This window comes from Arthrobacter sp. BC5 (assembly GCF_056680255.1).
On the sequence record NZ_CM155273.1, the window covers coordinates 577,522 to 600,791 of the forward strand.

The following is a 23,270-nucleotide window of genomic DNA, read 5'->3' on the forward strand; positions in this document are numbered from 1 at the left end:
GGCTACTGATCGAGGTGGGTGGGTGCGAACAGCCGGATGAGCGCCTCCACCACGACGACGTTCGGGCCGTCCGCCGCGAGGCTCTCCCGGAGCGCCTGGCCGACGTCCTCCGGCGCGACGCGCCGGGCGGGCACGCCGAACGACTCGGCCAGTGCCACGAAGTCGGGCCGGGCGAGTTCGGTCGCCGTCGCCTTGCCGAAGGCGCCCTCCATGTACTCGCGGAGGATCCCGTAGCCGCCGTCGTCGACGATCAGCCAGGTGACGGGGATGTCGTGCTGCCGCGCCGTCGCGAGCTCCGCGATGGAGTACATCGCGGAGCCGTCCCCGGACACGGCGAGGACCCGAGCGGGCAGCCCCTGCGATTCGAGCCCCACGGCACCGCCGATGGCACCCGGGAATCCGAAGCCGAGGCCGCCGGCGCCCTGGGCCGAGTGGAACTGGCCTTCGCGCGCGTCCCAGCAGCTCCAGGCCCAGTACGCCGAGATGGTCATGTCCCAGAACGTCTGCATCCCGGCCGGGACCGCGTCGCGGATGTCCTGCAGGAAGGCGCGCTCCCTGCCGAGGTCCTGGGCGTCGAGCCGCGCTCCGACCTTGGCGAGCGTCTCGGCCACGAGGGCTGCGGCGTCGTACCCTGGCAGGCGGTTCCGGTCGAGGGGCTCCAGCGCCTCGTCGAGGGCTGCGAGCGCCTGCCCTGCGTCGGCACGGATGCCGAGCGCGGGGCGGTTCGACTCGAGCACACGCGGTTCCGCGTCGATCTGGATGATGCGCCCGCGCGGCTCCATGCTGAAGTAGTTGGAGGTGACCTCGCCCAGCGAGGAGCCGACGACGAGGAGGACGTCGGCGTCCTCGAGCACCTCGGTCACGTGCCGGTCCTCCACCCACGACTGCAGGGAGAGTTCGTGCGTCCAGGGGAAGGCCCCATTGCCGCCCGGCGAGCAGACCACGGGGGCCCCGAGTTTCTCCGCGATCGAGAGCAGCCACTTCTCCGCCCTGCCGCGCCGCGTGCCTCCGCCGGCGACGATCGCAGGCCGCGTCGAATCCTTCAGCCAGGCCACGGCCTCACGCACCAGCTCGATCCGCGGCGGATTGTCGAAGGGCTCGGCCAGCGCGTCCTCCACCCTGGGGACCATCACGGGGTCCAGCAGCACGTTCTGCGGCACCTCGACCCAGACGGGCCCCTGCGGCGAGGACACGGCCTCCGTCCACGCATCCTGGATGGCGGAGGGGATGCCGGAGGCATGCTGGATCAGGCGCTGGCTCTTCGTGACGTTCGCCGCCGACGCCTTCTGGTCATCGAGCTGGTGCAGCATGCCCTTGCGCCGCGCGCCGAGCCCTTCGAGCGGGATCTGGCTCGCGACGACCACCATCGGGACGCCGGTGGCATACGCCTCCTGGAGTCCCGCCAGCGAGGTCAGCGCACCGGGCCCGGTGGAGAGGAACAGGACGCCGACGTCACCCGTGGCCCGGGAGAAGCCGTCGGCGGCGAACGCCGAGTTGTTCTCCACCCGTGACGAGACGAAGCGCAGGTCGGAGCGGGAGAGGGCATCGAAGAGGCCGAGCGCGTGCTGCCCGGGAATACCGAAGACCGTCGTCGCGCCGAGGGCGGACAGCGTCTCCACGACGAGGTCCCCGCCGTTCCGCTGGCCGGTGACGGGAGTGGGAGGCGCGGATGCGGCGCCGTCGGTGATGTCCATCTACGTGTCCTCGGGGGTCGTGGCGCCGGCGGGCGTCAGGGTGTCGGCCATGAGCGTCACGAGGTCGTAGGCGACGTGGGAGGCCGCGACGCCGGTGAGCTCGGCGTGGTCGTAGGCCGGGGCCACCTCGACGACGTCGGCGCCGACGAGGTTCAGCCCGCGCAGTCCGCGCAGGATCTCGAGCAGCTCACGGCTCGTGATGCCGCCGGCCTCGGGCGTCCCTGTGCCGGGGGCGTGGGCCGGGTCGAGGACGTCGATGTCCACGGAGACGTAGAGGGGGCGATTTCCGATGCGGGCCCTGAGCTTGTCCACGATCTCGTCCACGCCTTGGCGGTAGACGTCGGATGAGGTGACGATCCCGAAGCCGAAGCGGCGATCGTCCTCGAGGTCCCGCACGCCGTACAGGGGCCCGCGCGTACCGACGTGCGAGATGGCCTCGGTGTCGAGGATGCCCTCCTCCACGGCCCGCCGGAAGGGGGTGCCGTGGGTGTACTCGGCGCCGAAATAGGTGTCCCATGTGTCCAGGTGCGCATCGAAGTGCAGCATGGCGACCGGGCTTCCCGCGCGTTCGGCCGCGGCCCGCAGGAGGGGCAGGGCGATGGTGTGGTCACCGCCGAGGGTGACGAGCCGTGCGCCGTCGGCCGTGAGGTCGAGTGCATTCTGCTGCACGGTCTCGATGGCCTCGTTGATGTTGAACGGGTTGACAGCCATGTCCCCGGCGTCGGCCACCTGGACGCGCTCGAACGGCGAGACGTCCAGGGCGGGGTTGTACGGGCGCAGGAGGCGCGAGGCCTCGCGGATGTGGTTGCCGCCGAAGCGCGCCCCGGGGCGGTAGGACACGCCCGAATCGAAGGGGACGCCGACGACGGCGATGTCCGCGCGGTGCACCTGGTCCAGGCGCGGCAGGCGCGCGAAGGTGGCCGCCCCTGCGTACCGGGGGATGCGGGAGGAATCGATGGGCCCGAGGTGGCCGCCTCCCGTGACGCGCAGTTCTTCCACAGCTTCCATCCGATCCGGGACGACCCAGCAGAGTTGCCCAATATGCATCAAAGGTTTTGCATAAGGCTATTGGTGCCCGTCGGCATGGTCAAGGATGTGCTGTGTACGCCCCTGGAGGACGCCCGTTAAGGAAGTGTTAAGACCGGCGGACGGCACGCGCGGCGGACCTACTGTGATCGAGTGAGTTCCTCAGTACGCACCCGAACCCCCGCCCAGGTCCAGAGCAGCAAGCGCCTCGAGCGCTGGCTGCTCAACGAGTCCGGCGAGCCCACCACCCACCAGCCCGCCACGGAGCGGACGCAGCCGTGGTGGAAGGTCATGTGCCTGACCGGCGTGGACTACTTCTCGACCCTGGGCTACCAGCCTGCCATCGCAGCAGCGGCGGCCGGAGTCCTCTCCCCCCTCGCCACGCTGATCCTGGTGGCCGTGACCCTCTTCGGGGCGCTCCCCGTGTACAAGCGGGTGGCTTCGGAGAGTCCCCGGGGTGAAGGGTCCATCGCGATGCTCGAGAAACTGCTGCCGAAGTGGCGCGGGAAGGTCTTCGTGCTGGTACTGCTCGGCTTCGCCGCGACGAGCTTCCTCATCACCATGACGCTCTCGGCGGCCGATGCGAGCGCGCACCTGGTCGAGAACCCGTTCGCGCCCACCTGGCTGCACGGCCAGGAGATCCTCATCACCGTCATCTTCCTCGCGCTCCTCTCCGTGGTGTTCCTCCGCGGCTTCCGCGAGGCCATCGGGATCGCCGTCGCCATCGTGGCGGTGTTCCTCGTGCTCAACCTGGTGGTCGTCGTCGTCGCCGTCGGGCAGATCATGGCGCAGGACGGCATCGTGACCGACTGGTGGACGGCGCTCACCACGCAGCACGGCAACCCGCTGGTCATGGTCGGTCTCGCCGTCCTCATCTTCCCGCGCCTGGCCCTCGGCCTCTCGGGTTTCGAGACCGGCGTCGTCGTCATGCCGCAGATCGACGGCAAGCCCGGCGACACGGAGGAGAACCCGACCGGCCGCATCGCCGGCGCGCACAAGCTCCTCACCTCGGCCGCGCTGATCATGAGCGGGTTCCTCATCGCCTCGAGCTTCGTGACGACGCTGCTCATCCCCGCGGAGGCCTTCGAGGAGGGCGGGCCCGCCAACGGCCGTGCCCTGGCCTACCTCGCACACCTCTACCTCGGCGACGGCTTCGGCACCGTCTACGACATCTCGACGATCAGCATCCTCTGGTTCGCCGGCGCCTCCGCCATGACGGGACTGCTCAACCTCGTACCGAGGTACCTGCCGCGCTATGGCATGGCTCCGGCCTGGGCCAAGGCCGTGCGGCCGCTCGTCCTGGTCATCACGCTCATCGCCATCCTGGTCACCTTCTTCTTCAAGGCCGACGTCGAGGCGCAGGGCGGCGCGTACGCCACGGGCGTCCTCGCCCTCATCACCTCCGCCTCCGTCGCGGTGACCCTCTCGGCCCACCGCAAGCACCAGCGCGGCAGGACCGTCGGCTTCGGCATCGCGACGGCCGTCTTCGTGCTGACCACGGCGGTGAACATGGTCGAGCGGCCGGACGGGCTGAAGATCGCCACCTGCTTCATCCTCGGGATCATCGTGATCTCCTTCATCTCCCGTTCCCGGCGCGCCTTCGAGCTGCGGGCCACGAGCATCCGGATGGACGAGGCGGCGCTCTCCTTCGTCAGCGCACAGGACGACGGCGACATCCTGCTGATCGCCCACGAGCCGAAGCGGCTGAGCGGCTCGGCCTACCGGCACAAGCTCCAGCACGCCTGCGCCGTCTCGCACTTCCCGGACACCGCGAGGCCCCTGTTCATCGAGGTGACCGTGGACGATTCCTCCGACTTCGAGACCGAGCTGCTCGTGCGCGGCGTGGTACGCCACGGCTTCCGCATCCTCGAGGTCCACAGTTCCAACGTGCCCAACACCATCGCCGCCGTCATGCTGCACATCCGGGACATCACGGGCCTCATGCCGCACGTCTACTTCCGCTGGACGGAGGGCGATCCGGTGGCGAACCTCTTCAAGTTCCTCTTCACGGGCGAGGGCGAGATAGCCCCGGTCACGCGCGAGGTGCTGCGGGCCGCGGAGCCGGACGTGACCAGGCGCCCCTGGGTGCACGTGGGCTGAGGCGGACTACTTCCCCGAGGCCGCGGGGACGAGCGTCCACAGCACGACGGCTTCGCGGTCGTCCGGGTTGAGCCAGGTGTGCGGCTCCCGGCCCGGGAAGGTCACGGTGTCCCCGGTGTCCAGCTCGTAGCGATCGTTGGGGAAGATCAGCACGAAGCGCCCCTGGAGCACGTGCAGGGTCTCCACCTCGCAGTCCACCGAGTAGAGCTCGTCCTCGCCCCGCCCATGGGGTTCGACGACGGCGCGGATCATCTGGAGCCTGCGTTCGGACCGCGCCGTGACGAGGCGCTCGTTGATGCCCTGCCCGCCCAGGCTGATCCGGGGCGCGTCCGCCAGCCTCGTCAGGTGTGTCTCCGGCACGAGGAACAGGTCCCCGATGGAGATGGACAGCACCTGGCAGAGCGTCACGAGCGACGCGACGGACGGCGACGTGAGGTCCCGCTCGATCCTGCTGAGGAAGCCCTTGGTCAGCCCCGTGGAGTCGGCGACCTGCTCGATCGTCATGCGCTGGGCCTGCCGCGCGGCTCGGATGCGTGACCCGATGGCGACCGGAGCATTGGTGGGCTCAACAGGCAGGGCCTTCATGCGTGTCCTCTCCTACGGCACTCGGGAAGCGTATCCGTCATCCGGTGATGACGTGGGCGTTCCACGAGCTTGCCATGACTGACGCGTGAGCGGCGTCACGCGTAGCTTACCGGTCAACAATAGTTGCCCGGCGGGCATCCGACGGGCGACACGATCGAGCGTCTCGTCCAGGTGACCGTCTGCGGGGCCATCGTCCTCGTGTACTCGACGATCGGCGGCATGTGGTCCATCACGCCGGCGGGCATGGCGCAGTTCGTCATCAACGCCATCGGCGTCTGCGCGCTGATGCCGCCCTTCTCGCGGTCTCCGCCGTCGTGTACGGCGCCGCCTCCCTCCTCACCAGGCCCACCGAGCCCGACGTGGTGGAGGCCCGGGACGAAGGAGGCTACCGGCGGTTGCCGGTAGCCTCCTTCGTGCTGCCTCCTGGAGTGGATGCCCCGAAGCGTCCCTCAGCGACCCGCGGCCGAGGATCCGCCCCGGCCGCCATCGGTCTCGCCGGCGGGGCGGCCGTCGTCGGGGTGTTCGACCCTGCGCTCCTGCGTGCCCGGCCGGTCGTCGGCTTCCTCGGCCGCCACCGCGGCGGCGGCGACCTTCGTGCCCTGCTCCTCCTGGGGTGTCGAGCTCAGGCCGTGGCCGCTCTCGTCGAGGGCCGTCTGCTTCTCGGCCGCATCCACTTCGGCGTCGGTGATCTCGTCATCCCTCTCCTGGTTCCACGCCTTGATCGCAGCCCAGCCGACCGCGGCCACGGGAACGGACAGGATGGCCCCGATGATGCCGGCGAGGATGGTGCCCGCCGTCAGGGCCAGCAGGATCACGAGGGCGTGCACCTGCAGCGTGCGGCCCATGACCACCGGCTGCAGGAAGTTGCCCTCGAGCTGATTGACCACGATGACCGCGACGACGACCATGAGCGCCACGAACGGGCCGTTGGCGACGAGGGCGATCAGCGCGGCGAGCACTCCGGCCAGCGTCGCGCCGACGAGCGGGATGAAGGCGCCGATGAACACGATCGCGGCCAGCGGCAGCGCGAGGGGCACCCCGAGGAACAGCAGCGCGAGGCCGATGAACACGGAGTCCACGAGGGCCACGATCGCCGTGCCGCGCACGTAGCCACCGAGGACCGCCATGCTGCTGTAGCCGACGCGGCGGGCCTTCACGAGGCGCTTGCCCTTGAAGGCCCGCAGCACGAACGCCCAGATCTTCTCGCCGTCCTTGAGGAAGAAGAACAGGATGACCACCATGAGCAGCGCACCGGCGAAGAAGTTGCCCGCCGCGCTGAGGCCGGAGATGGCACCCGCGCCGACCGTGCTGCTCGTGGCGAAGTCGACGGCCCAGTCGCGGGCCTGCTGGATCTGCCCGTCATCGATCGGGATGGGGCCGTTCTGCGCGAATTCGTAGAGCTTGTCGAACCCCTCGGTCGCCGAGGACACGAGTTCACCGGCCTGCCCCATGACGGCGAACACGATGCCCGTGATCAGGCCGCCGAAGACGAGCAGGAGAAGCAGGAAGGAGACCGTGGTGGCCGTCGACGCACCCCAGCCCTTCCGCCGCAGCCAGTTGACGAAGGGGACGATCGCCGACGCCAGGATCAGCGCCAGGAGCATCGGGATCACCACGAGCCGCACCTGGATCAGCGCGTACACGGCCACCACGGCCAGCACCAGGAGCAGGAGCACCTGCGCGGCACGGGTGCTGGCATTGCCGAGGCTGTCCCGCCAGGGGCCCCTCGAATCGGGCGTTTCCACCCGCGCTTGCGTGGAGGTCATCGATCGTCACCTTTTCCTTCGGCACTGAGGCCATCGTTGAGCAATTGCGTGCGAACCTCGCGCCGGAGGACCTTGCCGATCAGGGATCGCGGGAGCTCCTCCGCCTGAACGATGGTGCGCGGGACCTTGTAGGCGGCGAGCAGGTCGCGGCAGGAGGAGCGCAGGGCCTCGACGTCGAGGCCCGCCCCCTCGGCGAGGACGACGACGGCGACGACGTCCTCGCCGCCGCCGGCCCGCGGAAGCCCGACGACGGCGGCGTCCGTGACGCTCGGATGCACCCGCAGCGCGTCCTCGACCTCGCTGGGCGCCACGTTGAAGCCGCCGGTGATGATGAGTTCCTTGATGCGGTCCACGATCGTCAGGAAACCGTCGCCGTCCATCCGGACGATGTCCCCGGTGCGGAACCAGCCGCCGTCGAGCAGCGCGGCATGGGTCTCGTCCGGCTTCCGCCAGTAGCCCTGGAACACCTGGGGCCCGCGGATCAGCAGCTCACCCGGCTCACCCGGTGCGCGGTCCTCCGCGGGGTCGTCGGGGTCGACGATGCGGACGTCGGTGCCGGGGAACGGCACTCCGACGGTGCCGGGGCGCCGCGTCGGGCCGATGGGGTTGCCGGCTGCGACGGGCGAGGTCTCCGTCAGGCCGTAGCCCTCGATGAGGTAGCCGCCCGTCACCGCTTCCCAGGTCTCGACCGTGGACTGCGGCAGGTTCATGGCGCCGGAGATCGCGAACCGGATGCTGCGGAGGTCCACGCCGCGCTCGGCCGCCCCGGCGGCGAGCCGCTCGTAAATGGGAGGGACGGCGGGCAGGAAAGTGGGCGGGCTCTTCTTCACGGCATCGAGCACCAGCCCGACGTCGAAGCGCGGGAACAGGACGAGCCGGGCACCGATGCTCATCGCGAAGGTCAGGCACAGGGTCAGTCCGTAGGCGTGGAACATGGGCAGGACGGCGTAGACGGTCTCCTGCCCCGCCTCCAGTCCCGGTACCCACGCCCGGCCCTGGGCTGCGTTCGCCAGTAGGTTCCGGTGCGTGAGGATGGCACCCTTGGGGATGCCGGTGGTGCCGCTCGTGTACTGCAGGACCGCGGTGTCCCCGGCGGCCGGACGCGGGTGGCGGGACGGCAGCGGCCGATGGCGGAGCAGGTCCCGCCACGCGATGACCTTCCGCGGCCCCGTGAGCTTCTCCGTGGTCGTGAGCGCCGCCTTCGCCTCACGGGCTCGACGGACGGGGAGCTTCAGGGCCAGCCGCTGCGATGCCGGCATCGCAGCGACGAGGTCGACGGTCACCACGGAGGTGACCGGGATGTCGGCGGGCAGCCGCTGGACGCGCGGGGCCACCCGGTCCCACACGATCGCCACCTTGGCTCCGTGGTCCTCGAACTGGTGCCGCAACTCGCGGTCGGTGTAGAGCGGATTGTGCTCGACGACAATCGCTCCGAGGCGGAGCACGGCGTAGAAGGCGATGATGTGCTGAGGACAGTTCGGCAGCACGAGCGCCACGCGGTCCCCTGCGCCCACGCCGAGCGCCCGGAGGCCCGCAGCCGCGCACGCCACCGCGTCCCCCAGCTCCCGGTAGCTGGTCCGGGCGCCGAAGAATTCGAGCGCAGTTCCCTTCGCGTACGTCCGTACCGACGCCTCGAGCAGGTCCGACAGCGTCCCCTCGGGCACCTCGAAGGACCGGGGCACTCCGGGCGCGTAGCTCTCCACCCATGGTCGGGCTGCCAAATCCATAAGCCTGCTTTCTGTTATCCGTTCGACTGTATCGCGGGTCGGCCGGTCACGGTACCAGGGTCCCGTCCGACGCCGCTCCCGGCGGACCGGTCCGTCCGCCGTCCGGTAGCATGGTGGGCCGAAGGGGAGTAGCTCCGCATCCACGGGATGTGCGGCCTGTCGACATACTGGCACCGAAGGTGCCCGGCAATCCACCGGTAGATCCGGCGAGCGAGACCTTCGGCCGACATGACGCAGCTGCGTTTCCCGGCCGGAGCTCCCGCTCCGGTCCGGGATGCGTACCTGCACCCGAGCAACCGGAGCATCCCTGTGACACCCCCTGAACAGTCCCCTTCCCGGAACGACATCAAGCGCTGGCGCCAGTACCTCGCCGACGAGCGCGGTGAGGCCGCGACCTACCGGGACCTCGCCCGCCGGAGGACCGGCGAGGAGCGAGAGATCCTGCTCGGACTCGCCGAGGCCGAGGGCCGCCACGAGGCGCACTGGCTCGCGCTGCTCGGCAACGACGTCGGACGACCGCTCCGGCCCTCCGTACGGAACCGGATCCTCGGGGTACTCGCCCGGCGCTTCGGCTCGGTCTTCGTCCTCGCGCTCGCGCAGCGTGCCGAGGGACGCTCCCCCTACGCGTCCGATCCCTCCGCCACCAGCGCGATGGTGGCGGACGAACAGATCCACGAGGAAGTGGTGCGCGGCCTCGCGACCCGCGGACGCAACAGGCTGTCCGGCAACTTCAGGGCCGCGGTGTTCGGTGCGAACGACGGCCTCGTCAGCAACCTCGCACTGGTCATGGGTATCGGAGCCACGGGAGTCTCCACATCCTTCATCCTGTTCAGCGGACTGGCCGGCCTCCTGGCGGGCGCCCTGTCGATGGGCGCCGGCGAGTACGTGTCCGTGCGGTCCCAGCGTGAACTCCTGTCCGCGACGCGCCCCACGCAGATCACCCTCACCGCGGCGAAGGAGCTCGACATCGCGGCCAACGAGCTGGTGCTCGTCTACAGGGCACGGGGCATGACCCCGGCGGCCGCGGAGCACCGGGCGGCCGAGCGGCTCGGGCTGTACGGCTGCGATTGCGACCCGAGCTTCTCCCTGCAGCCGGAGGAAAACGACGCCGTCGACGAGCACGAGGCGGTCGGCACCGGCCTGGGGGCCGCGGCCTCGAGCTTCTGCTTCTTCGCCTCCGGCGCCATCATCCCGGTGCTCCCGTACCTGATGGGGCTGAGCGGGGTGACCGCCGTCGTCGTCGCCTGCGTGCTGGTGGGCCTGGCGCTGCTGGCCACCGGCGCCGTCGTCGCACTGCTCTCTGGAGCCTCGCCGCTGCGGCTGGCGCTGCGGCAGCTCGCCATCGGGCTCGGCGCGGCCGCCGTGACCTACCTTCTCGGCATGCTCTTCGGCACGTCGGTCGCCTAGGACCCGCCGCGCCCCTGCAGGACGTGCTCCTCGAGCTTGCGGAGTGTCGCCTCGATGCTGGCCGGGTGGCTGCGGGTGAACCCCAGGAGCCTGAAGACGACCCGCCAGGGCACCGCGCGGCCGTCCCACTCCTCACGGACGAGGGTGGTATCCCCCCGGGGCTCGAGCGTGTACCGCCAGACGTGGGCCGAGAAGTGGCGCCAGGCGATGCGCCGGCCCTCCTCGAACTCGACGACCCGGTTGAGGATCTTGTAGGGCGCCCCGATCCTCATGTCCATGCCGAACCGCGCGCCCAGCGACAGTCGCCCAGGGCCGTTGGGCTGCTCTCCGCGCACGGTGCCGGAGCCGTCGATCACGCTGTGGAGGGCAGGGGTCGCGAGGATCTCGAAGATGCGGTCGGCCGGGGCGGGGATGAGCCGTTCACGGGAGATGAGGTAGGCGGAGTCCGCAGCGGGTGTTGGTGTCATCCCCTGATTCTGCCCGGTTTCCGCAGGCCTGCGGACAAAGGGCCCCTCCGGCGGGAGGGACCCTTCGATCGTGCACCGTCAGGGCTTGAGCAGCACCTTGATGGCCCGGCGTTCGTCCATGGCCCTGTATGCCTCGGCCACCTCTTCCAGGGGCATCTCGACGTCGAACACCCGGCCCGGGTTGATCGTCCCGTCGAGGACGTCCTTCAGCAGTTCCGGGATGTAGGTGTGGGCGGGTGCCATGCCGCCGCCCACCGTGATGTTCTTGGCGAAGAGCACGCCGATGGGCAGTTCCGGTCCGCCCGCGGGGACGCCGACGAAGCCCAGGTGCCCGCCGGGCCGGGTGCTGCGCAGCGCCTGGTCCATGGACTCCTTGGTGCCCACGCACTCGAGGACGGAATCGGCCAGGACTCCCCCGAGCAGTGCGCGCACCTTCTCCACGCCCTCGTCACCGCGCTCGGCGACGACGTCGGTGGCGCCGAATTCGCGGGCGAGTGCCTGCCGGTCCTCGTGGCGGGACATGGCGATGATGCGCTCCGCTCCGAGGCGCTTCGCGGCGAGGACCCCGCACAGGCCCACGGCGCCGTCACCCACGACGACGACGGTGCTTCCCGGGCCGACGTTCGCCGAGACGGCGGCGTGGTGGCCGGTGGACATGACGTCGGAGAGGGTCAGCAGGCTGGCCGTCAGGGCGGCGTCGGGGTCGGTCACGCCGTCGACCCTGCGCAGCGTGCCGTCCGCCTGCGGGACGCGCACGGCTTCGCCCTGTGCGCCCTGCACGTAATCGCCGTGCTCGTCCGTACTGCCCCAGCCGACCAGGTGGTCGCAGGCCACCGTGACGCCGTTCAGGCACTGCGGGCACGTACCGCAGCTGTCCACGAACGGCGCGATCACGAAGTCGCCGACCGCGAGGTCGCGGACGTCGCCGCCCACCGACTCCACGACACCCACGAATTCGTGCCCGATGGCCTTGGGCTCCTTGGTGGGCCTCACACCGCGGTAGGGCCACAGGTCGGATCCGCAGACGCAGGACGCGGTGACCCTCACGACCGCATCGGTGGACCGGACGATACTCGGGTACTCACGGTCCTCGACGCGGATATCGCCGGGTCCGTGGATGATGGTGGCGCGCATGGTGTCTCCTAGAAGCTTGCCGAAAGCAATCGATGATCCCCCTGGCCACCCTACCGCCGGGCCCCGCCTACGGTCTTCCCGTGCCTTCGGGCACCGGCAGTGAGACGACGCCGATCGACGAACAGCCTCCCCCGCAGGAGTGCGGGGGAGGCTGTTCGGGAACGGCGCGCTGTCAGAGGGTCGCGTAGACCTCGCGGAGGAGCTTCGCGGTCTCGGAGGGCGTCTTGCCGACCTTCACGCCGGCGGCCTCGAGGGCTTCCTTCTTGGCCTGGGCGGTCCCGGCGGAACCGGACACGATGGCTCCTGCGTGGCCCATCGTCTTGCCCTCGGGGGCCGTGAAGCCTGCGACGTAACCGACCACGGGCTTCGTGACGTGGGCCTTGATGAACTCCGCGGCACGCTCTTCGGCGTCGCCGCCGATCTCGCCGATCATGACGATCGCCTTGGTCTCGGGATCGGCCTCGAACGCCGCCAGGGCGTCGATGTGCGTGGTGCCGATGACCGGGTCCCCGCCGATGCCGATCGCCGTGGAGAAGCCGAGGTCACGCAGTTCGTACATCATCTGGTAGGTCAGCGTGCCGGACTTCGAGACGAGGCCCACACCGCCCTTGCCGGTGATGTTCGCCGGGGTGATGCCCACGAGCGACTCCCCGGGCGTGATGATGCCGGGGCAGTTCGGGCCGATGATGCGGGTGACCTGCTGGCCGTCCGCGTCGACCTTCGACTGGGCGAGGGCCCAGAACTGGGCCGAGTCCTGCACGGGGACGCCTTCGGTGATCACGACGACGAGCCCGATCCCGGCCTCGATCGCTTCGATGACGGCGTCCTTGGTGAACGCCGGCGGAACGAAGACGATCGATACGTCAGCACCGGTCTCCTTGATGGCTTCCTCGACGGTGCCGTACACGGGGAGGGTGACGTCACCGTGGGTGACGGTGGTGCCGGCCTTGCGTGCGTTGACGCCGCCGACCACCTGGGTCCCGGCCTTCAGCATGAGGGCGGTGTGCTTGGTGCCCTCGCCGCCCGTGATGCCCTGGACGATGACCTTCGAGTCCTTGTTGAGGTAGATAGACATAGGGGAACCCTTTACTTTCCGTAGGCCAGCGCGGCGGCCTTGTCGGCGCCTTCGTCCATGGTGTCGGCGATGGTCACCAGCGGGTGGTTGGCCTCGGCGAGGATGCGACGGCCCTCTTCGACGTTGTTGCCGTCCAGGCGCACCACGAGGGGCTTGTTGGCCTCGTCGCCGAGGATCTCGAGGGCCTTGACGATGCCGTTGGCGACGGCATCGCATGCGGTGATCCCGCCGAACACGTTCACGAAGACGCTCTTGACCTGGCTGTCGTTGAGGATGACGTCGAGGCCGGCGGCCATCACCTCGGCGGACGCTCCACCTCCGATGTCCAGGAAGTTGGCGGGCTTCACGTTGCCGTGCGCCTCGCCGGCGTACGCCACGACGTCGAGGGTCGACATGACCAGCCCCGCGCCGTTGCCGATGATGCCGACCTCGCCGTCGAGCTTGACGTAGTTGAGGTCGTTCGCCTTGGCCTTGGCCTCCAACGGGTCCGCGGCGTCCTTGTCCTCGAGGGCGGCGTGATCCGCGTGGCGGAAGCCTGCGTTCTCGTCGATGGTGACCTTGCCGTCGAGGGCGATGATGTCGCCGGCGCCGGTCTTCACGAGCGGGTTGACCTCCACGAGCGTGGCGTCCTCCTTCACGAAGACGTCCCACAGCTTGAGGATGGCGTTGGCCACGCCCTCACGGAGCTCGGGGGCGAAACCTGCGGCGTCGACGATCTCCTCGGCCTTGGCCTGGTCGATCCCCGTACCGGCGTCGACCGCGATACGCGCCAGCGCCTCGGGACGTTCGACGGCGAGCTGCTCGATCTCCATGCCGCCCTCCACCGAGCACATGGCCAGGTAGTTGCGGTTGGAGCGGTCGAGCAGGACGGAGAAGTAGTACTCCTCGGCGATGTCGGCGCCCTGCGCGATCATCACCGTGTGGACCGTGTGCCCCTTGATGTCCATCCCGAGGATGTCCGAAGCGTAGGAGAAGGCCTCATCGGGGGTCTTGGCGACCTTGACGCCGCCGGCCTTGCCGCGACCGCCCACCTTGACCTGTGCCTTGACGACGACGACGCCGCCGATCTTCTCGGCTGCTGCCTTTGCTTCTTCTGGGGTGTGCGCCACGATGCCGGCGAGCACGGGAACTCCGTGTGCCTCAAAGAGATCGCGCGCCTGATATTCAAACAGGTCCACGGGCTAGAGTCCTTCTACGTCGAAGTAGGTTTACAAGAGGGAACTTTAGCCCCTCGGGCCTGAGGCCTTTTCCAGACTACCGGTTTAGTGAGTAAGGCCACACTTCTATCCTGCGTAGAAAATCAGCCCTCGTTCGTTGGGCTTTTTCACCCGAATTCGGTGACCGATTCGCGGTTCGCGGTGAAGCCTTTTCCGCTCTCCAGGTTGCCGCAGATCATGCCGTCCCGCCCGGATCCGCAGCGGAAACCGCGCAGTTCCACGGCTTGCCCCCGTTCGAGGATGGGAAGCCGTGAGATCGGGCCGGCCCCGTCCTCGACGCCGGCCGCGAACTCCGCCTCCATGGGCGTCATCCCGATGCGGCAGCCTCCGTAGGCGAAGGTATCGGCGGTGAGCATGAGGGTGCCCCCCTTGAACCCGAGGTTCGTCCCGTTGCAGTCGTCCGTGGCCTCCCCCGGTGCGGGGTACGCGGCGAGTTCACAGTAGGCGGCGTCCACCTCGAGTTCCCTGTCGTCCTTCTCGCCACCTGCCATCTGCGGGTCCACCGGGTTCCCGAACACGCTCCCCTGCTTGGTGCTGATGGCGCAGTAGGCGTTCCGGTCCGCGCCGAGCACCGCGACGGAGGCGGCGTCGGGCGCGAGTCCGAGACCCTCGGGTGAGAGGGCGTCCATGGCGGTGAGTTCCTCGAGGGGTCCGAGGTCGGAGGGAGTGGGGTCCACCGCCGGGGCGGACGCCGGCAACTGCACGCAGCCGGCCAGGAGCAATCCCGCGAGGATCGCGGCAGGGGTGGCTGCCCTCCGCCTGTCCTGCCGCAGCCTCGTCCGGGTTCTCCCCATCGAGGTCTTCCCCATCGTCGTCTCCCCCACTGCGTCGAACCGGTCAGGCCACCTTGGTCAGCGGTGCGTAGCGCAACAGCAGCCGCTTCTCCCCGACATCGAACCGGACCTTGGCCACGGTCTTGTCGCCTGCCCCCTCGACGGACAGTACCGTGCCGTTCCCGAAACTCGCGTGGTTGACATGGTCTCCGACCGCCACCGAGACGACTTCCTTCTGGGGCTGCACGCGTCCCACGCTCTTCGAGGCCACCGGCGCGCTGCCGTTGAAGCCGCCGCCACTGGCGCCCCAGTAGGACCCGCTGAAGCGTGGCCCGCTGATGCTGCCACTGGAGGTCCAGGCGGACTTGGCCGCGCCTTCGCGTTTCCAGGAGATCAGTTCCTCGGGAATCTCGCTGACGAACTGGCTCGCCGGGTTGTACTGGCTCTGGCCCCACATGCTGCGCACCTCGGACCGGCTGATGTAGAGCCGCTGCCGCGCGCGGGTCAGGCCCACATAGGCCAGCCGCCGCTCCTCCGCGAGCTCCTTCGGATCGGTGGCGGAGCGCTGGTGCGGGAAGATCCCCTGTTCCATGCCGGTCAGGAAGACCACGGGGAATTCGAGGCCCTTGGCGGTATGCAGCGTCATCAGTGTGACCACGCCCTGCCGGTGCGCCTCCTCGACGGCACGCTGCACCTCGGCCGGGGAGCCGTCGGGTGCATCCGGGATCTGGTCCGCGTCCGCCACGAGGGACACCTGTTCGAGGAAATCGCCCAGCGTCCCCTCGGGATTGTCCCGCTCGAATTCACGCACGACGGCGACGAGTTCGGCGAGGTTCTCCACGCGGGACTCGTCCTGGGGATCGTTGCTGGTGCGGAGCTGTTCGAGGTAGCCGGTCTGCTCCAGCACGGCCTCCAGGGCGGCGGATGCGCCCGAGCCGCTCGCCACCTCCGCGAGGTCGTCGATCAGCTTCACGAAGCCGGCCACGGCATTGACCGAACGCGTGGCCATGCCGGGGGCCTGGTCGGCCCGTCGCAGCGCCTCCATGAAGCTGACCCGCTCACGTTCGCTCAGGGCCGCGATGGCGTACTCGGCGCGATCACCGATCCCGCGCTTGGGTTCGTTCAGGACACGGCGCAGGTTGACGACGTCGTCGGAATTGACCAGGACGCGCAGGTAGGCGAGCGCGTCCTTGATCTCCTTGCGCTCGTAGAAGCGCGTTCCCCCGACCACCTTGTAGGGCAGGCCCACGCGTAGCAGGATCTCCTCGATGGACCGCGACTGCGCGTTGGTGCGGTAGAAGATCGCGACATCACCGGGGCGGAGGTTCTCCTCGTCCTGGAGCCGGTCGATCTCCTCCGCGATGAAGCGGGCTTCCTCGTGCTCGTTCTCGCCCACGTAGCCGACGATCTTCTCGCCGCTGCCCTCGGCGGTCCACAGCCGCTTCTCCGGCCGGTTCGGGTTGCGTGAGATGACGGCGTTCGCTGCGCTGAGGATGTTCTGGGTGGAGCGGTAGTTCTGCTCGAGCAGGATGGTCCGGGCGCTCGGGTAGTCGTTCTCGAACTCGACGATGTTGCGCACGTCCGCGCCGCGGAAGGCGTAGATGGACTGGTCGGAGTCGCCGACCACGGTGAGCTCCGCCGGGTCCTCGGTGGACTCGCCCGGCACGCCGACGATTTCCCGGACCAGGGCGTACTGGGCGTGGTTGGTGTCCTGGTACTCGTCGACGAGGACATGGCGGAAGCGACGCCGGTAGTAGTCGGCTACTCCGGGGAAGGCCCGGAACATGTAGACCGTCTGGGCGATCAGGTCGTCGAAGTCCATGGCGTTGGCCTGGCGCATGCGCTGGGCGTACCCGGTGTAGACCTCGGCCACCGCCTGCTCGAAGGGATCGGAGAGGTTCACGCCCGAGGCGAACGTCTCCTCGTCGATCAGCTCGTTCTTGAGCGCGCTGATCTTGTGCTGGATCGCCTTGGGCGCGAACTTCTTGGGGTCGAGGTCGAGCCCCTTGGCGACCAGCGTGATGAGGCGCAGCGTGTCCGCGGAGTCGTAGATGGAGAAGTTCGAGTTGAGGCCGACGGACGCGGCTTCACGCCGGAGGATCCGCACGCAGGAAGAGTGGAACGTCGAGATCCACATGCGCTTCGCGACGTCACCGATCAGGGCCTCGATGCGCTCCCGCATCTCCGCCGCGGCCTTGTTGGTGAACGTGATGGCCAGGATCTGGCCGGGGTGGGAGCGGCCGGTGGCCAGCAGGTACGCGATCCGGTGGCTCAGCACGCGGGTCTTGCCGGAGCCCGCACCGGCGACGATCAGCAGCGGGGAGCCGCCGTGCTTCACGGCTTCTTCCTGCTGGGGGTTCAGGCCCATCAGGAGTTCCTGGGCGCGGTGCGCGTCCACGCCGACGTTCGAGGGCACGTGGCCGGTCGCGGGATCCGTAGGCTCGGCGGCCGCCGCCATCGCCGCCTCCCGCGCACGCTTCTTCTCGGCGGGCGTGGACGGGGTGACGTAGGGATCGAAAAGCATGTCCATGATCCGTCAAGTCTAGGCCGTGCCCCCGACACTCACCCCCCGGGCGGGACCGGGCATGGCACTGCCCCCGCCGGCACGCCGGCAGGGGCAGTCCATGCAGCGGACGGTACTACTTCCCGGTCTGCAGCTCGTCCTCCTCGATACCGAGGATCAGCAGCTTGCCGCTCTTGCGGTCCGCGAGGTACTCGCGCATCTCCCGCTTGATCACGGGGAGCAGGAAGTACACGCCGAGCAGGTTGATGAACGCGCAGACGAACAGCGCCGCATCGGCGAAGCTGATGACCTGGCTGAAGGTCAGCACGCACCCGGCGACGGTGAAGAACAGGAAGATGACCTTGTAGGTCACCTCCGCTGCCTTGCCGCGGCCGAACAGGAACTCCCAGGCCTTGAGCCCGTAGTAGGACCAGGTGATCAGCGTGGAGTACGCGAACAGGACGACGGCGATCGCGAGCACCACCGGGAACCATGGGATGACCGTCGCGAAGGCGTCGGACGTAAGGATGACGCCGTCGGGCGTGTCCCCTCCGCCCTGGACCTGGTCGATGCCCGCCTGAAGGCTCGGTGCTCCGGCGATCACGATGGCGAGGGCCGTCATGGTGCAGATCAGGACGGTGTCCACGAGCGGCTCGTAGAGGGCCACGAAGCCCTCGCTGACGGGGCGGCGGGTACGGACGGCGGAGTGGGCGATGGCTGCCGAGCCCACGCCGGCCTCGTTGGAGAAGGACGCCCGCTGGAAGCCGACGATCAGCACGCCGAGGATGCCCCCCGCGATGCCCTGAGGGTTGAAGGCGCCACTGATGATCGCGCCGAAGGCAGCGGGCACCTGCCCGATGTTCACGATGATGACGAACAGGCACGCCAGGACATAGACGCCGCCCATGGCCGGGACGAGGCGGGATGTCGTGGCGCCGATCGACTTGATGCCGCCGAGGATGACGACGGCGACCAAAAAGGCGAGGACGACGCCGAAGATGAGGGCGGCTCCGGCGCTGCCGAGGAATCCGTCCTCGCCACCGGTCACGTTCTGCACCTGGGCGAACGTCTGGTTCGCCTGGAACATGTTGCCGCCGGCGACGCCGAAGATCAGGATGGCGACAGCGAAGATGCCGGTCAGGATCTTCGCGGGGATACGGCCGAGCTTCTGGAAGGCGATCGGCAGGTACTTGAACGGCCCGCCGCTGATGCTCCCGTCCTCGTGGACCTCGCGGTACTTCACGCCGAGGGTGCATTCGGCGAACTTCGTGGCCATGCCGATCAGTCCCGCGCAGATCATCCAGAACGTCGCTCCGGGCCCACCGAGGGCCATGGCGGCACCGACACCGGCGATGTTCCCCAGGCCGACGGTGCCCGAGAGTGCGGAGGTGAGGGCCTGGAAGTGGGGGACCTCGCCCGGATCGTCCTTGGAGGAGTAGCGCCCCCGGACCACTTCGTAGCCGACCTTGAGGCCACGGAACTGGGGAACCCCGAAGTAGATCGTGCAGATGATGCCGGCCAGGATGAGCCAGGCGACGACGGCGGGGAAACTGACGTCCCCGATGGTGATCGGGAAGAAGACGATGCTCGAGAAGATCTCGGTGGGTTTCGCGAAGGCGTTGTTGATCGCCTCGTCGATGGCCGCGAGCCATCCGACGTCCTCTGCCACAGGGGCCATGGGTAGTGCGGAGTAGATTGCCATCCCATTAGAAAACCCTGCTTCGACTGTGAAGGCAATCACAACCTCGCCCAGACCGGTCAATGTCACCTCATCGCAATCCGGTTCGGACGGCGGTGGCAGCGCCCGCTGCCGGGCACGCGGGGGGTCGACCATACTGGGACGGTGGCAAAGACGAGGGCGCAGATCGCACGCAAGCACCGGTCCGGCACAGGGGCGCCTCCGCCCTCCGCCGTGCCCGTGAGGAGCCGGAAGACCGATGCGGGACTCATCCTGATCGCAGCCGCCGTCGCCTCCCTGTTCCTCTTCTGGTACTTCCACCTGCTGACGCTGGGCCAGATGACCCAGTTGTCCGACGGGCTCACCATGCCGGACATGATGGTGGGAGGGTACGACGTCGGGTACGCGCAGCGCCTGCGCGAAGCCATGGACGACGACGCGCGCGGCCAGTTGAGCTACCTGCACAGGACCGCCGGCACGCTGTTCCCGCTCATCTTCGCATTCGCCTGGCTCCTCCTGGTGCAGCTCAACGTGGGACGACGCCGGCTGCGCTGGCTGCTGTGGTCGCCCGTGATCCTGTTCGTCGTCGTCGACCTGTGGGAGAACATCGCCATCGACACCCTGCTCGCCCAGTCCTCACCCGAGGCCGGGGCCGTGGCACTCGCCTCGACGCTGACGGTCCTGCGCTGGGTGCTGCTGGGGGCGGGCCTGCTCGCCGGAGCGGCGTCGGTCTTCCTGCCGCGGCGCATGCGCGGCCCTGCGGGCGAGCGCGGGAACCGGGACGAAGAACGGGTAAGCTAGGACCGCGGATCGGGAGCACCACCGGGTCCGAGCCTCTGTAGCTCAGTAGGATAGAGCGTCCCTCTCCTAAAGGGAAGGTCGTCGGTTCGATTCCGGCCAGGGGCACAGTGCCGCCGAGGGGTGGCGAAGCAGGAGGATGGGCACGTCTGCCCATCCTCCTTTTCGTGGGTGCCCGGTAGGTTGGACCCCATGGGGGACTACATGGAGGCGCCGGCGCGGCTCGTCAGGATATCGGCAGCCGCCTGGCAGGCGGCGCAGGCGATGGCAGGACAGCCCGGAGACGAGGGGCACGGGGCAGGCGGCCACCCTGATGCCGGCCGCGCTGCGCGGCAGGAACTGGGCGTCGCAGGCATCGCCTCCGAGGACGGATTGACCGACACCTGGAAGCAGGCCCTGGCCGTCGTCGCCGAGCCGCAGATCGTCGTCCGCCTGACCGCCACCTACAACGGCATCTCGGGGCAGAGCACCCTCAGCGTTGCCGGAGCGCGCATCGTCTGCGAGCACCGACGTCGTGCCTTCGAGCCGACGGCCGACGGCGGCGTCCGCATCACGGACACGGAGCCGGCGGTCGAGGTCAGCCTTTTCTCCACGGACCATTTCTGGCATGGCGTGCGACGCGTCCTCCCGCCCCTCCCCCAGCTCCGTGCCGGTGCGGCGGAGGCGGGCTCCGTCCTGGACGCGGATTCCGGGGTCGATGACTCGGAGGCGCTCGACGTCGCCAGGAGCTCCACCTCCCAGGTGACGGCCGAACTGGCCCGGCACGCCGGAGGGACGCCGACGGTGTGGGCCGGCATGTGGGCACTGCGCGACCACCAGCTCTACTCCATCAGGACGCGGCGCGTGGACGGACGACCGGCCGCCGTCGTCGTGCCCGTGCAGGCCGGCCACATCGCGCGGGAGATCGGTTTCGCGCTCGCCGGGGCGCTGGCTGGTTCCGCGGTGCGAGGCGGTGCAGCATGACGGGCCTGGTGGGTATGGACCCGGGCCAGGTCCGGGACCTCGCCTGCATGCTCGACGGGTCCTCGCGCTCGCTCGATGACATGGCGTCCCTGGTCGGCACCGCGATCCGGGGAACGTCCTGGGGCGGGGGCGACGCCGAACAGTTCCGTCATGCCTGGTTCAGCCGGCATGCGCCCGTCCTGCGCCAGGTCGGGGCCGCTCTGCACCAGACGTCCCGCACAGCCCTCGCCGACGCGATCCAGCAGGAGGACGCGAGCTCCCTGACGACAATCGGAGGCCGCGGACCGCAGAGTGCCGGGAACGGATCCCCGGCCCGAGGCGGCGACGAAGGTGCGGGCAACCCCTTCACGGATCTGTGGGATGACGCGGTCGACGGCGTGGGCAGCGCGGTCGACACGATCGGCGACGGCGCCACCAGGGGCGGGGACTGGGCGGCGTACGGCCTCGACTGGGGCATCGGCCTGCTGTCGGACGCGGGCGGCTTCATCGCTGCCGGCGTGAGGGAGGTCCCTGGCGAGGTGGCCGGCTCGACACCCGACGTCACGGAGGACCTGCTGCACTTCGGCGGGCTCTTCCTGGGAACCGAGCCGCCCTCGGTCACGGAGGTCGTGGCCGGGGGCGTGCTTCTCGCGGGAAGCGCCGGGAACCTCGCCTACCGGATCGGCACCGTCGGCGAGGAGGATCCGCACTTGCTCGACGACGGCCGGGCGGAGGTCGGGGCTGCGATCCCTCTGCGGGGCCCCACCTCGGAGGATCTGCCGACGGGCGGCGTGCAGGATCGTAACGGCCGTGTCGTCCTGCCGGACTCGCTCTCGGCCATCGCGCTGTCGACGGCCTCCGCCTACGACGACGCGGGCCGGCACGGCAGTGACAACGGCGCCGTGCGCATCACCACGGTTGACGGGCCCGACGGCTCCTCGTACATCGTCTCGATCCCCGGCACACAGGCCTGGGCACCGAGCGGCGATACACCCGCCGACCTGACAGGAAACCTGGAGGTCGCCTCGGGCCAGTCGTCGACGGCCTCGGAAGCGGTCAGGCTCGCCATGGTCGAGGCCGGTGTCCCGTCCGATGCACCTGTCCTGCTGTCCGGTCACTCGCAGGGCGGGATGATCGCCATGGAGCTGGCCGGGGACCCGGCGTTCCGTGAGCAGTTCGACGTCACCAACGTGATGACCTTCGGCTCTCCCGTCGACATCACCGCCGTCCCCGATCACGTCGACGTCGTCGCCTTCCAGCACTCCTCCGATCTCGTGCCCCGCCTCGACCTCGGTGGCCTGCTCGTCGACCGGACGTCGCCGGAGAGGCCGAACGGAGCGGAGGTCATCACCCTTCCCGACCCTGAGGGGAACTCCTGGTTCGACGTGACGGGGAACCACGAGCCGAACGCCTATGCGGAATCCATCGCCGCGGCCGAGTCGATGGACGGGCCCGCGGGCGACTACCGTGGGCGATCGTCGTTCGGACGGTTCCTCACGTCCGACCCCGCGGACGTCTCGGGCGTCGTCGTTCCAGTCAGGAGGAGGCCGTGATCAGGCAGAGCATCAAGCGCGTTCGGACTGCGGGGATCGTCGCAGCGGTACTGCTGGTGCTTCCCGCGTGTTCCGACGGGGCGAGAGCGGACCCCGAGGCGTGGGCATCGGCACTGGAGGACGTGCCGGGGGTCACGTCCGCGGACGTCGGGTTCAGCAGGTCGGGTCCGGGCCATTTCGCGGATGTGACTGTGATGACCGACACCGATGACTCTGCAGAACTCGAGCGGATACTCCGCGAGTCCGTCGGGGTCTTCGTCGAGGTGACGGCCGACATGGACACCTTCGGTCTCGACTACATGGTGCTGAACGCGGATGAGACGCGAGCGCTCCATCCGGAAGGCATCGGGTGGAACAGCGGCACGATCGGGTTCCTGCGCGACGATGTCGCCGTCGAGCCGGGCGGCTGATGGCAGGCTCGTCCACGATCACGGTCACCGCCCTGTGCCTGCTGGACAGCAACGGCCGCCTGCTCCTGGTGCGCAAGCGCGGGACGGCGCTCTTCATGCAGCCCGGAGGCAAACCGGACCCGGGCGAGACCCCCGCCGAGACCGGCGTGCGGGAGCTGTCCGAGGAACTGGGCCTCGCGGTCGGGGCACCGGACCTCACCCTGCTCGGCGTCTGGGAAGGGCCCGCCGCCAACGAGGCCGATACCCGGCTGGTGGCCACCGTCTTCCTGTGCCCGCTGACCGCCGAGCCATCCCCTGCAGCCGAGATCGAGGAATTCGACTGGCTCGACCTCGACCGGGCGCACCATCGCTCGGACCTCGCCCCGCTGCTGACCGACTACGTGATCCCCGCACTGCTGTCGCTGCGCGGCTGAAC

General features: G+C 69.3%; 19 protein-coding genes, 1 tRNA gene and 1 pseudogene. 9 read left to right on the plus strand and 12 right to left on the minus strand.

All coding sequences use genetic code 11. From position 1 onward, the window contains the following. Window positions 1-2: 2 nt before the first annotated feature. Both AC1MFI_RS02485 and speB read right to left on the minus strand, forming a co-directional pair. The gene (locus tag AC1MFI_RS02485; RefSeq protein WP_479819422.1) at window positions 3-1,694 is read right to left on the minus strand and encodes a thiamine pyrophosphate-binding protein; all 1,692 of its coding nucleotides are present in this window, start codon (window positions 1,692-1,694) and stop codon (window positions 3-5) included. Then, window positions 1,695-2,693 carry an agmatinase gene (speB, locus tag AC1MFI_RS02490; RefSeq protein ID WP_479820765.1) on the minus strand — a complete coding sequence of 333 codons (999 nt, stop codon included), beginning with the start codon at window positions 2,691-2,693 and terminating at the stop codon, window positions 1,695-1,697. Between the two features lie 318 nt (window positions 2,694-3,011). Here speB and AC1MFI_RS02495 point away from each other — a divergent pair, with 318 nt between their 5' ends. Beyond that, complete coding sequence (locus AC1MFI_RS02495; RefSeq protein ID WP_479820766.1) at window positions 3,012-4,820, plus strand: amino acid permease; 1,809 nt, start codon at window positions 3,012-3,014, stop codon at window positions 4,818-4,820. A 6-nt stretch (window positions 4,821-4,826) separates the two neighbouring features. On the opposite strand, the gene AC1MFI_RS02500 is transcribed toward AC1MFI_RS02495, so the two are convergent. Further along, complete coding sequence (locus AC1MFI_RS02500) at window positions 4,827-5,405, minus strand: helix-turn-helix domain-containing protein (protein WP_479819424.1); 579 nt, start codon at window positions 5,403-5,405, stop codon at window positions 4,827-4,829. A gap of 177 nt (window positions 5,406-5,582) precedes the next feature. Between AC1MFI_RS02500 and AC1MFI_RS02505 the strand changes: the two are divergent. Further along, a pseudogene (locus tag AC1MFI_RS02505) lies at window positions 5,583-5,705 on the plus strand (sodium:solute symporter family transporter); the annotation flags it as partial. 149 nt (window positions 5,706-5,854) lie between these two features. Here AC1MFI_RS02505 and AC1MFI_RS02510 read toward each other — a convergent pair. Continuing rightward, window positions 5,855-7,171 carry an AI-2E family transporter gene (locus AC1MFI_RS02510; RefSeq protein WP_479819426.1) on the minus strand — a complete coding sequence of 439 codons (1,317 nt, stop codon included), beginning with the start codon at window positions 7,169-7,171 and terminating at the stop codon, window positions 5,855-5,857. Next, window positions 7,168-8,898 (minus strand): long-chain-fatty-acid--CoA ligase, encoded by a 1,731-nt coding sequence (locus tag AC1MFI_RS02515; protein ID WP_479819428.1) that lies wholly within the window; start codon window positions 8,896-8,898, stop codon window positions 7,168-7,170. Before AC1MFI_RS02515 ends, AC1MFI_RS02510 begins: the two co-directional genes overlap by 4 nt. A 228-nt stretch (window positions 8,899-9,126) precedes the next feature. Here AC1MFI_RS02515 and AC1MFI_RS02520 point away from each other — a divergent pair, with 228 nt between their 5' ends. Then, window positions 9,127-10,305: a VIT1/CCC1 transporter family protein gene (locus tag AC1MFI_RS02520; protein WP_479819430.1), complete on the plus strand. Its 1,179-nt coding sequence runs from the start codon at window positions 9,127-9,129 to the stop codon at window positions 10,303-10,305. Here the strand turns inward: AC1MFI_RS02520 and AC1MFI_RS02525 are convergent. The 7 genes from AC1MFI_RS02525 to AC1MFI_RS02555 all read right to left on the minus strand — a co-directional run bounded on the left by AC1MFI_RS02525 (window position 10,302) and on the right by AC1MFI_RS02555 (window position 19,176). Further along, the gene (locus AC1MFI_RS02525) at window positions 10,302-10,772 is read right to left on the minus strand and encodes an SRPBCC family protein (RefSeq protein ID WP_479819431.1); all 471 of its coding nucleotides are present in this window, start codon (window positions 10,770-10,772) and stop codon (window positions 10,302-10,304) included. The two genes, AC1MFI_RS02520 and AC1MFI_RS02525, sit on opposite strands and share 4 nt — an antisense overlap. Before the next feature lie 78 nt (window positions 10,773-10,850). Beyond that, a complete protein-coding gene (locus AC1MFI_RS02530) occupies window positions 10,851-11,906 on the minus strand; it encodes a zinc-dependent alcohol dehydrogenase family protein (protein ID WP_479819433.1) in 1,056 nt (351 codons plus the stop codon). A 172-nt stretch (window positions 11,907-12,078) separates the two neighbouring features. Further along, complete coding sequence (gene sucD, locus AC1MFI_RS02535) at window positions 12,079-12,981, minus strand: succinate--CoA ligase subunit alpha (protein ID WP_479819434.1); 903 nt, start codon at window positions 12,979-12,981, stop codon at window positions 12,079-12,081. An 11-nt stretch (window positions 12,982-12,992) separates the two neighbouring features. Beyond that, window positions 12,993-14,159 carry an ADP-forming succinate--CoA ligase subunit beta gene (sucC, locus tag AC1MFI_RS02540; protein ID WP_479819436.1) on the minus strand — a complete coding sequence of 389 codons (1,167 nt, stop codon included), beginning with the start codon at window positions 14,157-14,159 and terminating at the stop codon, window positions 12,993-12,995. Window positions 14,160-14,305: 146 nt separating this feature from the next. Continuing rightward, window positions 14,306-15,007 (minus strand): hypothetical protein, encoded by a 702-nt coding sequence (locus AC1MFI_RS02545; protein WP_479819437.1) that lies wholly within the window; start codon window positions 15,005-15,007, stop codon window positions 14,306-14,308. Between the two features lie 28 nt (window positions 15,008-15,035). Next, window positions 15,036-17,501, minus strand: a complete 2,466-nt coding sequence (pcrA, locus tag AC1MFI_RS02550; protein WP_479819438.1) for a DNA helicase PcrA — start codon at window positions 17,499-17,501, stop codon at window positions 15,036-15,038. 109 nt (window positions 17,502-17,610) lie between these two features. Beyond that, window positions 17,611-19,176, minus strand: a complete 1,566-nt coding sequence (locus AC1MFI_RS02555) for an alanine/glycine:cation symporter family protein (protein ID WP_479819439.1) — start codon at window positions 19,174-19,176, stop codon at window positions 17,611-17,613. A gap of 141 nt (window positions 19,177-19,317) precedes the next feature. Here AC1MFI_RS02555 and AC1MFI_RS02560 point away from each other — a divergent pair, with 141 nt between their 5' ends. The 6 genes from AC1MFI_RS02560 (at window position 19,318) to AC1MFI_RS02585 (ending at window position 23,268) form a co-directional block, all read left to right on the plus strand. Then, window positions 19,318-19,953, plus strand: coding sequence for a hypothetical protein (locus tag AC1MFI_RS02560; RefSeq protein ID WP_479819440.1), 636 nt, complete (start codon window positions 19,318-19,320; stop codon window positions 19,951-19,953). A gap of 31 nt (window positions 19,954-19,984) precedes the next feature. Further along, window positions 19,985-20,058: transfer RNA gene (locus tag AC1MFI_RS02565), tRNA-Arg, on the plus strand. A gap of 84 nt (window positions 20,059-20,142) precedes the next feature. Continuing rightward, window positions 20,143-20,913 carry a hypothetical protein gene (locus AC1MFI_RS02570; RefSeq protein WP_479819441.1) on the plus strand — a complete coding sequence of 257 codons (771 nt, stop codon included), beginning with the start codon at window positions 20,143-20,145 and terminating at the stop codon, window positions 20,911-20,913. Continuing rightward, on the plus strand, window positions 20,910-22,445 hold the full coding sequence (locus tag AC1MFI_RS02575) for a hypothetical protein (protein ID WP_479819442.1): 1,536 nt from the start codon (window positions 20,910-20,912) through the stop codon (window positions 22,443-22,445). Before AC1MFI_RS02570 ends, AC1MFI_RS02575 begins: the two co-directional genes overlap by 4 nt. Further along, window positions 22,442-22,855 (plus strand): hypothetical protein, encoded by a 414-nt coding sequence (locus AC1MFI_RS02580; RefSeq protein ID WP_479819443.1) that lies wholly within the window; start codon window positions 22,442-22,444, stop codon window positions 22,853-22,855. The genes AC1MFI_RS02575 and AC1MFI_RS02580 overlap by 4 nt, the downstream gene beginning before the upstream one ends. Beyond that, a complete protein-coding gene (locus AC1MFI_RS02585; RefSeq protein ID WP_479819445.1) occupies window positions 22,855-23,268 on the plus strand; it encodes an NUDIX hydrolase in 414 nt (137 codons plus the stop codon). Before AC1MFI_RS02580 ends, AC1MFI_RS02585 begins: the two co-directional genes overlap by 1 nt. Window positions 23,269-23,270 lie beyond the last annotated feature (2 nt).

Excerpts from the sequence above, each read along its gene's own strand:
- AC1MFI_RS02485 (WP_479819422.1), bottom strand. The coding sequence starts at position 1,694 with ATGGACATCACCGACGGCGCCGCATCCGCGCCTCCCACTCCCGTCACC.
- AC1MFI_RS02495 (WP_479820766.1), top strand. The coding sequence starts at position 3,012 with ATGTGCCTGACCGGCGTGGACTACTTCTCGACCCTGGGCTACCAGCCT.
- AC1MFI_RS02500 (WP_479819424.1), bottom strand. The coding sequence starts at position 5,405 with ATGAAGGCCCTGCCTGTTGAGCCCACCAATGCTCCGGTCGCCATCGGG.
- AC1MFI_RS02510 (WP_479819426.1), bottom strand. The coding sequence starts at position 7,171 with ATGACCTCCACGCAAGCGCGGGTGGAAACGCCCGATTCGAGGGGCCCC.
- AC1MFI_RS02515 (WP_479819428.1), bottom strand. The coding sequence starts at position 8,898 with ATGGATTTGGCAGCCCGACCATGGGTGGAGAGCTACGCGCCCGGAGTG.
- AC1MFI_RS02520 (WP_479819430.1), top strand. The coding sequence starts at position 9,127 with ATGACGCAGCTGCGTTTCCCGGCCGGAGCTCCCGCTCCGGTCCGGGAT.
- AC1MFI_RS02525 (WP_479819431.1), bottom strand. The coding sequence starts at position 10,772 with ATGACACCAACACCCGCTGCGGACTCCGCCTACCTCATCTCCCGTGAA.
- AC1MFI_RS02530 (WP_479819433.1), bottom strand. The coding sequence starts at position 11,906 with ATGCGCGCCACCATCATCCACGGACCCGGCGATATCCGCGTCGAGGAC.
- sucD (WP_479819434.1), bottom strand. The coding sequence starts at position 12,981 with ATGTCTATCTACCTCAACAAGGACTCGAAGGTCATCGTCCAGGGCATC.
- AC1MFI_RS02545 (WP_479819437.1), bottom strand. The coding sequence starts at position 15,007 with ATGGGGAAGACCTCGATGGGGAGAACCCGGACGAGGCTGCGGCAGGAC.
- pcrA (WP_479819438.1), bottom strand. The coding sequence starts at position 17,501 with ATGGACATGCTTTTCGATCCCTACGTCACCCCGTCCACGCCCGCCGAG.
- AC1MFI_RS02555 (WP_479819439.1), bottom strand. The coding sequence starts at position 19,176 with ATGGCAATCTACTCCGCACTACCCATGGCCCCTGTGGCAGAGGACGTC.
- AC1MFI_RS02570 (WP_479819441.1), top strand. The coding sequence starts at position 20,143 with ATGGGGGACTACATGGAGGCGCCGGCGCGGCTCGTCAGGATATCGGCA.
- AC1MFI_RS02575 (WP_479819442.1), top strand. The coding sequence starts at position 20,910 with ATGACGGGCCTGGTGGGTATGGACCCGGGCCAGGTCCGGGACCTCGCC.
- AC1MFI_RS02585 (WP_479819445.1), top strand. The coding sequence starts at position 22,855 with ATGGCAGGCTCGTCCACGATCACGGTCACCGCCCTGTGCCTGCTGGAC.